Annotated in this window: 11 protein-coding genes; 4 read left to right on the forward strand and 7 right to left on the reverse strand. The window is 34.1% G+C overall.

From position 1 onward, the window contains the following. Window positions 1-971 (reverse strand): O-antigen ligase family protein (locus tag JCM17102_RS24645; protein ID WP_025076096.1); only part of this gene is annotated, 971 nt, incomplete at its 3' end. 42 nt (window positions 972-1,013) lie between these two features. Continuing rightward, window positions 1,014-3,035, reverse strand: coding sequence for a transglutaminase domain-containing protein (locus JCM17102_RS17580; RefSeq protein ID WP_025076097.1), 2,022 nt, complete (start codon window positions 3,033-3,035; stop codon window positions 1,014-1,016). Between the two features lie 868 nt (window positions 3,036-3,903). On the opposite strand from JCM17102_RS17580, the gene JCM17102_RS17585 reads away from it, so the two are divergent. Then, window positions 3,904-4,611, forward strand: coding sequence for a hypothetical protein (locus tag JCM17102_RS17585; RefSeq protein WP_033887038.1), 708 nt, complete (start codon window positions 3,904-3,906; stop codon window positions 4,609-4,611). A gap of 680 nt (window positions 4,612-5,291) precedes the next feature. Here the strand turns inward: JCM17102_RS17585 and JCM17102_RS31925 are convergent. Then, window positions 5,292-5,687: a hypothetical protein gene (locus JCM17102_RS31925; protein ID WP_275564425.1), complete on the reverse strand. Its 396-nt coding sequence runs from the start codon at window positions 5,685-5,687 to the stop codon at window positions 5,292-5,294. A gap of 215 nt (window positions 5,688-5,902) precedes the next feature. Between JCM17102_RS31925 and JCM17102_RS29950 the strand changes: the two genes are divergently transcribed. From JCM17102_RS29950 to JCM17102_RS17615, 3 genes are all read left to right on the forward strand, one after another. Continuing rightward, a complete protein-coding gene (locus tag JCM17102_RS29950) occupies window positions 5,903-6,097 on the forward strand; it encodes a type II toxin-antitoxin system Phd/YefM family antitoxin (protein ID WP_245798616.1) in 195 nt (64 codons plus the stop codon). A gap of 178 nt (window positions 6,098-6,275) precedes the next feature. After that, on the forward strand, window positions 6,276-6,362 hold the full coding sequence (locus tag JCM17102_RS31930; RefSeq protein WP_245798618.1) for a hypothetical protein: 87 nt from the start codon (window positions 6,276-6,278) through the stop codon (window positions 6,360-6,362). A 723-nt stretch (window positions 6,363-7,085) separates the two neighbouring features. Continuing rightward, complete coding sequence (locus JCM17102_RS17615; RefSeq protein WP_275564426.1) at window positions 7,086-7,784, forward strand: hypothetical protein; 699 nt, start codon at window positions 7,086-7,088, stop codon at window positions 7,782-7,784. Window positions 7,785-8,079: 295 nt separating this feature from the next. On the opposite strand, the gene JCM17102_RS17620 is transcribed toward JCM17102_RS17615, so the two are convergent. The 4 genes from JCM17102_RS17620 to JCM17102_RS17645 all read right to left on the reverse strand — a co-directional run bounded on the left by JCM17102_RS17620 (window position 8,080) and on the right by JCM17102_RS17645 (window position 11,688). After that, entirely contained in the window at window positions 8,080-8,883 is an 804-nt protein-coding gene (locus JCM17102_RS17620; RefSeq protein ID WP_025076101.1) for a hypothetical protein, read from the reverse strand. Window positions 8,884-9,664: 781 nt separating this feature from the next. Continuing rightward, window positions 9,665-10,027, reverse strand: coding sequence for a hypothetical protein (locus tag JCM17102_RS17635; RefSeq protein ID WP_025076102.1), 363 nt, complete (start codon window positions 10,025-10,027; stop codon window positions 9,665-9,667). A 3-nt stretch (window positions 10,028-10,030) separates the two neighbouring features. Further along, the gene (locus JCM17102_RS17640) at window positions 10,031-10,336 is read right to left on the reverse strand and encodes a hypothetical protein (protein ID WP_025076103.1); all 306 of its coding nucleotides are present in this window, start codon (window positions 10,334-10,336) and stop codon (window positions 10,031-10,033) included. A gap of 236 nt (window positions 10,337-10,572) precedes the next feature. Continuing rightward, window positions 10,573-11,688, reverse strand: a complete 1,116-nt coding sequence (locus JCM17102_RS17645; protein ID WP_025076104.1) for a glycoside hydrolase family 88/105 protein — start codon at window positions 11,686-11,688, stop codon at window positions 10,573-10,575. Between the last annotated feature and the right edge of the window lie 329 nt (window positions 11,689-12,017).

Genomic DNA, 12,017 nt, shown 5'->3' on the forward strand with positions numbered 1-12,017 from the left:
ATAATCCAAGTAAAAGGATAAGTAAACGGATAAGAGAATAATGAAAATATACCTATCGAGATTAGCGCATACAGAGCTATTCTCTTTTCATTAGTGACATTCATTTCATAGCAATAAAACAGTAAGAATATGATTGCAGCCAAAACCAGCAAACCAATAATCCCAAAATTCAAAAGAACTCCCAGATATTCATTAAACGGTTGCTTTACATTATCGGCTAACATAGCAAAGCGACTCTGTTGCCCATGTAATTCAAAATATTCAGCTTGATAATCCATATAATGAGCCTCGAAGCAACCCACTCCATGTCCGATCCAAGGCGAGTCCTTTACCATATTTATACCACATTGCCAAATAAGCATTCTGCCATCAGCAGAATCCTTTTTCATCCAATAGGAACATACTAAAAGCAGGATCAGCCCACCAGATAATAAATAGTTCCATATCCCTTTACAAATAAACCGGCTATAAAAGAATATGGTACAAATGGCCACAATACTGACAATTCCGGCTCTCGAACCAGATAAGAATACTGCTGCCAAAAGGATAATTCCAATTGTCCACCCCAGGTATTGAATATACTTATGATTACTTTTTTGAATTAAAAATCCAATAAAAGGGAAACCGGCAGAAAGAGTAATTGCAAACCCCGCAGGGTTGTCAAAGCTGCCTGTGATCGGATAAACGGAGTTTGAAGAAAACACATTAAAGTATTGCAATAAACCATATAATGCTTGCAAACAACAGATGCCAACAATACTTATTCCGACCAAAGGCAAATCCATAACCACAGGCTTTCGCAGTAATATTCTGATAGAGACATACAAGCCCATTCCTAAAGTGATTAATATTACAAATAACCATTTAGGAACGATATAAGGATCTGTAAACGACAGAGAATATACAAATACGGCAGTTAAACATAAGACTAGCAAACTACCTTGAACAACTGTTGGTTTAAATGTTATCATTATATGCGCACTATATTAATTATAAAAAACGCCAGACAGCTCTTACCTCCAAACTTGTCTTCCATCCTCATATTTAAAAATACGTTCCTGAATACCACGCGAGTAGTTTTTCAACAATAATAACGTATTAGCAGGAACATTTTTATATGACAATGAATCTGCTCCGGAAATCTGCCTTCCAAGTGATCTCCATTTATCCCGCTTTGCACAATAAAATAATTCATATTCATCTCCAGGACGAATATAATTATCATAGCTGCGGGGAGTATAAACAATCTTTCCGATCTGCTTCGGAGTCCCCAGATCAAGTCCCGCCCAACCTCCGGAAGGTTCAATATAATCATAAGAGGTCGTTACGTCTCCATCAAAAGTATTCGTATATTCATGCGAACCATCTTTCTGAAAACATCCAGGAGTTCCAATCACTTTCCCTTTTAAAGGAACAGTATCATCCAATGTATAAAATGCTACTTCTGCAATGTTGCAATGTGCATCCCTCGGACCAATATATCTAACATAACGATAAGCCTTCAAAGCATAAGGCTGAACCACCGTTTGCAAACGCTCCGGCTTCTTGTCTATCCTATACAAAATATCTTTCTCACGGAAAGCAGGATCATTGCTTCCTTCAAAAGTTCCGCCGATCATACGGTTGCGAAAAAAGTCCTCTCTCTGTAAAGTATATTTAGCGAATAAAGTAACATCCTGCACACTATCCGAGGGAGTATAAAAATGAAACTCATTGGAAATATCAATCTCAAAAGGATCTGTCCAGAAACGAAGACGTCCCTGTTCATATGTAGCTACACGCATTACAGGACCTTTCTGTATATCGTTAAAGACAAGTTTTCTACCATCAAACTCGGCCCATGCAACAGGTTCCCATTCCATCAATCTACTTGCACAGAGATAAGCAATCCGGGAATGAGGTCTACCTTTATAAATAGTTGATTCAGGAATTATCAATTCCTTCTTAAAGTTTTTTGTATACGAAAAAGTAACATCCACTAAATGAGGGTCCTTAAAAAGAGGGACGATAGCTGTATCCAACAGCTGCATATCTTCCTGCATGGAACAATTCAGACTAAATGTATTACGATACACTTTGATTTTAGGAATTGCGCACACTCCATCTTTCCTAACCTCACTCACCCCATTAGGAAATTCATGATAATAAAGCGTACCATATTTATCGGTAAACGAGATCCATTGATGACTATCATTCTCATCGCCACGTATCGGCATAAAATCAATTGCACAAGGAATTCCCAATGCACGACAAACGTAAACCACAAAATCTGTTGTTTCACGACAACTGCCGGTTTTTTGTTGAGCAACTTCGGGTCCCACATGGGGAAGATTGGCAGGAGCTACAGTTGTGAAAACTGTTCCCTCTTTACGAATAGAGTCGAGCAAACAACGAGCTGCTACAATCGGATCAGCTTTATCAAGTACACCGGATGCCCGCAAAGAATCGAGCAGAGGATTATACTTCCGATAAATGTTTTCCCGCCAGCTACTCAAAGTCTCGTCACCAATACGATAAGGAAGAAGGTATTCACAAAAAACTGCAAATGAAACATTTTTCCCCCATGGTTGCTCCTGCCAAACCTTAAACGCCCATTCAATGTTATTACAAAGATATGCAGAATCTACCGTTTCGATATCCTTGCAAAATTGCAAAGAATCCAATTGAAGCACTCCATACATATAGTGAATAGAATCAACTAACAAATTAGGAGAGATTCCCATTCCACGTGTTTCTTGTAATAAAGTATAATATGTAAGATACTGTTCCAACTGCTTTCCTTTATAATAGGTATAATAAGGCATATTTTCTATCAAAAAACATGCTGCTTTATATTTCAAACTATCTGTCGGTTCTGTTTGATAGTGAGACAATACTTTTTCCAGTTCGATACGATTTTCACCAGCTTGCTGTAGGGCACTCTCTAATAAAGAAACTGCCGGAACCTTCTTTTTTGTCCCTGTACAAGAGAAAAAAAGAAAATCCCCAATAACAACAAACGAACAAACAAAAAATAATTTTATCAATATTTTCATCGTACCTGAAACCCTACTTTATATTTATAATTGCAACTATTAAATACACCTATAACTGTATAACACTGACAAAGATACAGACAACCTCATCGCTACACAAGAGCCTGTTACATTTCTTTCTTTTCATACCTATTGTATATTAGCAGATTAAGGCACCCAAAAATATATTCTCATTATATATTGTAACATCAATTCATCATCAACTAAATAAATTCTGCATGTGAAGAAAATAATATCGACTAAACCGAATGAAGTTTGCAAAGGTGGAATCTTTAAAATAAAAAGAAAAGTAGTTATAAACCGAAATATTCCATACACATCTTTTTATGCCACATTAAAAATAAAAGGTTGGCAGAAACAGCAATAGTGAAAAACATTTTTCTCTTTTCAACTAGAGTCTGGTAAACAATAAGCATACATTTGTTACTCTATGTTTTGTTTCTATTACAAGAGAGAAAAAGTCATTCACTAAATGCATTTTGAACATTCCCCCATGTACGTTTCCACCAAACCTTAAATTTTCGTTCAATACATACAATAAATATAATAAAGCTATTTTTCTAGAAAATAAGACAACTCATATTAATATTATTAGTTACCTTTGCCCTTGTTAAACTTTTCATTTCTTTGCTAAAGTATTACACTTTTCAATACTATGCAACCATTTGTTACACCATACAGGAATATTCCACCCTCATTATTAAGTAATTAGCCAAATAAAATAATCAATTTACACCTAATATTGTAACATTTGCACAATATACAGATCATACATAAGAACTGATTTTTCTATTTTTAGAATAGATATTTTCCCTCTAATTTACATTTTTCCACTTACTTTGTAGCAAATTTAAAATTTAGAAAAATCATGACTGGTAATACAATGAAAAGTATCTCGTATGTAATTGCATCTGTTTGTGTAATACTAACTACCTTCTTTATCTATAGTTGTAGTAATGATGAATATTATGCTGACGAAGCACAAAGAGAAGAGAACGGTATAATTTCAACTCGCGCTCTTTCATCTAGAACAATGGGAATAGGTGATACACTTATTGATTCTATTGCTGCTTCTGATGAGTTCTGGGAATTTCAACTGAGTAGTGAACTTCTTGCACAAAAATTTGATGCTTATGTTTCATCATTAGGAGAAGAAGATTATGATAAGCTTATGGAAAATCTGAATAATGATGATTACATGAAAGAATTCATTCAAGTGGCTAATATGGAAGAAGTACTACAACAAATGAATAAAGCAAAAGAAAATTTGGTGAAAAACACTGGATTTCTAAGATTAAGTGAAGATGAAAAAGCACAATTAATTATGCAGTTTGCCGAGAGCCGTTCAAAAACTAAGGCAAATCTATTGAAAACAAGACAGGAAGGGGGAAACATATCTGAATGTGAAAAGAAACGGGAAGCTGAGATCCTACAAGCCGAAAACAATTATAACTCTAATGTATTATTGTGTGATAGTATAATAATACCTTATCCCTGCTATATACAAGCGGCAGCTAGGCGTAACTGCGAACTAGAATGGGCAAAAAAACACTACCAGGAATGTATAGGGAATTAATTAAATACATCATTTTATACTGTATAATTTGTGGCATTAGTATTGGTATTTGCTATCTAAATTATATAATGGAGGACATTAATTACACCCTCCAATTTTTTCTTATGAATTTTTTTCAATTCATATCATGGATAATTCTTATAATAGGTGTAGTGAAAACACTTCCAAAATATAAGTTATCTAATAAAAGAGTATGGTTCTATTATACAATAATGATGAGTATCGTAGGTGTTATTAAATCATTTGCTGAATTAATAAACACTCTAATATAAACATTACTTCAATTTCTGTAAGAATGCCTCCCAATCATCATCTTCAATATTAAATCTCTTTCGCGCACGGGATTTCATAACGCGATAAGAGCCATCAGTAATACACAAGATAGACAATATCTCTTCTTTACTTTTTCTCATTCGAATGAGGATACATAAGATAATGTCACGTGCTGGAGGTAAAGGTTGAATGTTCTGCTTTTTAGCCAACTGAAAAAGACTGGATCAATTGCATGACATCCTTCTAGCAATAGCGAGATCTCACTTGGAGTAAATTGAGCAATAGACTTATTTTCAATGAGTTTACGAAATAATAATAGTCCTTTTTGTGGAGGTGGTGGAGAATCTACCAATTCTCTAATTCTTTGCGTTTGGAGAATTGCCTGTCGTCGTTCTTCCTCTAACCTCTTATACAAAGTAGATGTAAACTTGATTATGCCTGCTACCACAATTCCACCAATAATCAACGCTGGCAATGTATAGGTAGACAACACTGTCCATGATACGATGAATTTCTTTTGGCATTAACTCAAAAGCTCTATTAGCCATAAACAAAAGAAAGGCTGCAATAAATTGCCAATCGGTTATTTCAGCCCCCAATCCTTGGGCACCCGGTTCGCGAATGGTCCAAAGTAATGCACCCACAAACAATACCATCCACAATGTGAGATAGATTGAAGACGAAAATGCATCAACATACAATTCTGGAAAAATGATTTCGGACAGATATGCTATAACAATGACACCACAGCACAACAAACCACCCGAAAATAATTGTTTAAAAGAATAAACTACTTGCTTCATATGTCTCTGTTTATCATGTGTTTTATATAATACATACTTACATAAAATTCTCGTTGTTTTATGCCAGTTTAATAAAAACAAGACTATCTCCCTCTCTTCCGCCTTTTCGTTACTCTTGGTACACATTTTTTATTATTTTCTTTAGGCCTCAACTTATTAATTTATAAATTGGCTTAATATAAGACGATCTTGATGCTCACAAAGATAGCATTTATATGTGTATCTTACATGAAAACGATTCAGAAAAATCGACCAATTATTCAGAACTAAGAAACAACCTGGAAAGTTATCTTAACGGAGTTATAAATGACAGTAAACCGTTAATTGTTCACCGCTTAGGAAACGAAAATGTAGTTATTATTTCATTGGAAGAAATCTTCTGCTATGATAGATATTATCCGCAAAGGTGATGAAGAAATAAAAAGTGGTGATAGCATCATTGATATTGAATACTTATGGAAATAAAGCTTCTCGAATAAGCTAAAATAGGTCTTGATTACTGGAGAAAAACCGGAGACAAAGCTATGAATGAAAAAAATAATAGCTTTACTCAGAAATACTCCCGAACAAGCATATACAGGAATAGGCATGTCGGTAGCCCTAAAATACAAATTAACTGAAAAATGGTCAAAACGTATCAGTTCGGAGTATAAGGATGATAAATTTAGTCCATGATGATACAACAGAAATTATGTATTTTCAATGAGATACTATTATTCAACAAAGTAAAGACCCACCATAGCAACCGACGAAAATAATGGTTATAAAGAAGAGAGATCATTTCAATTTATTCCGGAATACTTTGTTGAGTACTTTTTTAATTAAAATATCGAATATTGTTATAAAAGGTTTAGGATTTCAGCGCTATATAAAAAATAAAGGTTGACGGGACGCTCTTCTATAAAAAAACCTTTTTCCCTTTCTATCAGAGTTTGACCTCTGAAACGATAAAGAAGAAGTTTTTCATACAATGTTATTAATGAAACATGCTCTCCCCCGAGAGTACTCCCGCCAAACCTTTAATATTTCAATCAATATTATTATCTATACACGTTAGTATAATAAGTATATTTTCTATCTGAAGAACAAAACAACACGAATAATCATTATCAATATTTTTATGCTATTCTTTTGTTTTTTACTTATGCAAAGATAAGCGTCCTTTTATTAGAATCCAATAGGGCGTTACAGCACAAAAATATCTATAACTCTAATTATAAGCAACTTATCTACATAGTAAAAAGGCATTTTATACTCATATTGTAACATTCGTAGACAGACTTTTATTAATCAGAACCGATATTTTTATTTTTAGAACAAATATTTTCCTCCAAATTTGTATTTTTTCGCTTACTTTGTAGCAAATCTAAAATCAAAATAATCATGACTGGAAAAAGAATGAGAAATCTATCGTATGTAATAGTATTTGCTTGTGGAATATTAGCTACATTCTTTATTTATAGCTGTAGTAACGATGACTACTACACTGACGAAACAGAAGCGGGGACAAATGGGATAGCTAAAACACGCGCATTCTCATCGAGAATGATGAATGGAGAATATACACTTATTGATTCTATCGCTTCTTCAGACGAATTTTGGGAATTTGAAATGAATAGTGAACTTCTAGCTGAGAAATTTAAGACTTACACTTCTACATTAAATGAAGAAGAATATGAATATCTTATAGAGAATATGAATGATGATGATTATATGGCTGAAGTCATTAAAAAGGCAGATATGAATGACGTATTACAAAAGATGGACAAGGCTAGGGAAAACCTCTTCAACCAGACCGGTTTTTTGAGATTAAGTGAAGAAGAGAAGACGCAATTATTTGTGTCATTTGCAGAAAGCCGTTTACAAACAAGGATATCTCCCTTAAAGACACGACAAGAAGGAGGAGGAAACACTTCCGAATGTGAAAAAGAACTAAAGGAAGCAAAAACTAGAGCTAAAGCAAAATTTGATGATTCTGTTGTAGATTGTGGTAGTGTACCAGCTGTTGCCCAACTTTGCTATATTAACGTTGCAGCAAAATATAATTTCGAGGTAAGAATGGCTGAAAAAGCATATCAAGAATGTATAGGAAACTAAAACTAAAAGCTATATGGTATATCATTTTATACTGTATAGTTTGTTGTTTCATTTTCATATCGTGTTATTTAGACCTATTTATAAAAGGTCTAGATATTACTATTCAAATCTTTTTAATCAATTTCTTTATTTTCCTTTCATGGATAGTTATAATAATTGGCGCAATAGACACATTCCCTAAGGTTCCATACTCCAATAAAAGAGTTTGGTTCTATGTTGCTATATTGGGCGGGCTTGTCACTGCTACTAAATCTTTAGTAGAATTAATAAATGGATTGATATATTAAAAATCTAATTACTTTAGTTTCTTTATAAATGTTTCCCAATCATCATCTTCAATTCCTAAACGCTTTCGTGCACGAGATTTCAAGACACGATAGTTTTCATTTGTAATGCTGAAAATGGTCAATATCTCCTCTTTCGTTTTTAACATCCTAATAAGTACACACAGAATAATATCACGCGGAGGAGGAGTTTGTGGGAGTTGCTGTTTTCTCAACCAATTAAAAAAGGCCAAATCAATTATCTGACATTCTTCTACTAGTTGTAGATTCTCACTCGCAGAAAGCTGGGCAATAGATTCATTTATTATAAGTTTACGAATCAATCTACAGCTTTTATGTTGTGTTGGAGGAGTATCAAGTAGTTGCTGAATTCTCTGCGTTTGAAGTGCATTTTGTTTCCGCTCGTTTTCTAATCTCTTATATAATGAAGTAGAAAACTTTATTAAACCTGTTACTATTAAACTCCCAATAATTAATATTGGCAACGTATAAGTGGATAACATTGGACCCACAACTTCGTGAACCTCTTTTGGCATCATAACATAAATTCTATCTGATACAAACAAGAAGAAAGCGGCTATGAGTTGCCAATCTGTTATTTCAGAGGCTATCCCATGTATTCCTGGTTCCCGAAACGTCCAAATCATAGCTCCCACTAAAAGCACCATCCAAAATGAAAGATATACTGAGGATGAGAAAGCATCTACATACATTTTAGGGAAAAGAACTTCAAATAAATAGGCGGCTATTACAACGATAACACACAATAGACCACCCGATAATAATTGCTTGAAAGGATAAATTGTTCGTTTCATATCTCTATTATTTCTATCTCATTAATACTCTCGTCTAGTAATTTTGCCTCTGCAAAGGTATAAAATAAGTAATTACGGGATTCAATACCTATCATTTATATTTCGGCTCATTAATTCACAATATTTTGTCTCAGCAGATCATTCACATGATTTCCAGAGATCAACTTATCATTTCTGATTTCATTAAGTTTACATTATTCTCTTCATCCTAAGCTATCCATCTATGTACGAATAATAAGATGAATCGGAATTAAATAACTAAATAGCATTTTAGACTTACTCATTTCAACAAATAAACACATAAAAAGTAATACATAATAATTTGTACTATCTAACATCATGGTACTCTTATTCAATGCTATATAATCTTAATCACAAAAGTCATATACAATTTGATTGTGTCACCTTATTGGCACAAGAATGCCACCTTATTGGTACGACTGTGCCACCCTGCTGGCACAAGTATGCCAATAGGGTGGCACAGATATAGATACTGATAGAAGGAAACCTGATATAAGCAACGTCTCCTTTCTATATAAAGGCATTTATACAAATAGATCTTTCAATACCAACCTCCAACACTCTATCATTAAATATACAACAAGTCCTATACTACCTATTAGCCAGAATGTAAAACGAAAATGTGCCGCCCGTTTTGTTTTGAGTTTCGCCCAAACAGGTTTTATATAATATATATTCAACACAACTGACATCACAGTACAAAACAATAGCATCAAACCTGTACCTGACATAATATCAAACTTTTAATTATTTAAAATACTTATTCCTTCTCTATAATATGCTCTTCTTCTAGCACTTTCTTCAACTCATAATAAGTATCAAGCTTATGTTTCCAGATTTCTGGATCATCATCCGCTGAATTATCCAATTTACAACAAGAATGTTTTTCTTCTGCAATAGGCTCAGAAGCCTCATCGAACTCTGCAAATTCGATTTCTATTCGATCTCCGACTTTAAGCATACCACCATTCCATATTTGGTGGACTTCATCCGGCACTTTTAAACCACCAATGTTCCAGAAAGGATCATCATAGTGGGCGATAGTTGCAAGAAGGCTTACCCCACTACCAGGAATGCCAGCTTTACAAAGCTTATCTTCGAATTTTACAATAAGTCCTTTCATATTCTATATAAGCCCCTTTTCAAGAAGTTCTGTCTTAAGTTGTTCAAACCTTGTTTTCATCTCACTGCGATCACAGTTTTTAGTCTCTAATATAGGTGATATATGATCTGTTTCGATAACTTTGATCACAACTTTATCACCTTTTTCCGGTTTTCCTTTAAACCAAGAAATATAACGGTAACAATCTAATCCACCCAAATAAATCTTATCTGCTCCAGAATATCCATAAGATAAAATGGCAGTTGTTACGTTATTGCCACCCACCACTATTGGTTTATCATCATTTATAGTTACTTCAAATGCAATCATAGTTCTCTTTATCTTTAGTTCAACTACTATCCCTGTTTACAATATTAGCTAGAATCCAAGACATTAACAAGCATTTTACCAATGATTCAGTTTTAAGTATGGAAATTTACTTTATTGAGGTCCAGTTCCCTATTTTTTTCTAATTAGAAAGAAGAAATATTCCCTCAAACCTCTATTACTTACTCACTTTTAAATATATAGAGATTTGAAGGAATCTATATAGTCAATTCTTAATCTTACTTATTTAGCAAAGCATAAGCACACCACAAGATAGGAGCCTGTCCATGATAATCTCCGGCAATACGAGGGCGGTCCAGATAATACTGCTTACTGTTTTTCTTACCAGTTCCAATACAAACTTCGGTAAGGTCATTGTTATCGTCTATATAGTTACACAATGAAAGCCAGGCTCTGCGTGCAACAGGAGCAAATTCTTCTGCATTCAACCATCCGTTCTTAACCCCTACAATCATAGCATAAGTAAACATTGCCGATCCCGATGTTTCCGTCCAAGATTCAGGAGTATCTATCAACTGATTCCAAAGACCATCTCTGTTTACATATTTTTTCAGATTGTTCATCATCAGAACATATCCTTTCATTATTCTCTCTCTGTTAGGATCATTCTGCGGTAGATTAAACAGTAACTCTGTCATACCTACAGCCATCCATCCGTCTCCACGTCCCCAATAATAAGGAACATCCGGGGCATGATAGAACAAACCATTGGGATGTTGCAATTCATCCAGATACAGAACCATCTCTGCGGCAGCTCTATTCATATATTTTGTATCACCTGTAACTTTATAAGCCTCGGATTGCACAATAGTAATCATATACATATCATCAATCCAAAGACGGGTTTGCCATGAATGACCTTTCTTGTCCCAATTGCGTTCTTCTTCATTCGCATTTGCAGGAAGGGTCCATTGAGTATCGGCATACAGAAGTCCGAGTTCCCGATAACGTTCGTCCTTTGTGATACTATACAATCTTAAAGGCAGACATCCAAACATATTCTGATCTACATGGATCGGAGGAGGAAGGAGATTCTTCTCTATATGGAACAGTAATTCGAAACGATTTCTCAAATTCTTTATCAATTCCTTATTTTGGGTTAATTCAGCAAACCGAAGTGCCCCATACCATGTACATACTTCGGCATAATGTATTCCTCTATCGAAATATAACTGGTGTTTGCCATCCAGGAAATGCTTGCTTAGCTTCTCTCCTACAATCTTCGGATCAGCCTTTACAGGAAAATTATCAAAATAATTTTGAGCTGTGGCAGAACCTGTCACTAATAATGCAATCGCAAATAGCACATAAATAAAATAAAAGTTTTTTCTCATGTTTCTATCTATTTTAAATTAAACAAATATTATTTCTCTAGATAAAGTAACTAATAAAAATGAATATGACTCAGAAGCAGACTATATATGCTATAAGAATATCACCGTTTGCGCACACGAAACTTAATATAACATCGACGTAATAATCTGAATAAAATGTAACTAGCATTAATTTTGTCTTTCCATTAGAAGTTGTAAGGTATTGCTCCAAGCAGCTAAGCAACTACTTAATTCAATTACCCAATATTCTAATAATTCCAACTAAAAAACTCCTGATAATCAAATCAAAAAAGTATCAACCTGCTCAAGACGCGTATTATTATGAACTC

Origin of the sequence: Bacteroides faecichinchillae JCM 17102, assembly GCF_000614145.1 — a bacterium.
GTDB lineage: Bacteria > Bacteroidota > Bacteroidia > Bacteroidales > Bacteroidaceae > Bacteroides > Bacteroides faecichinchillae.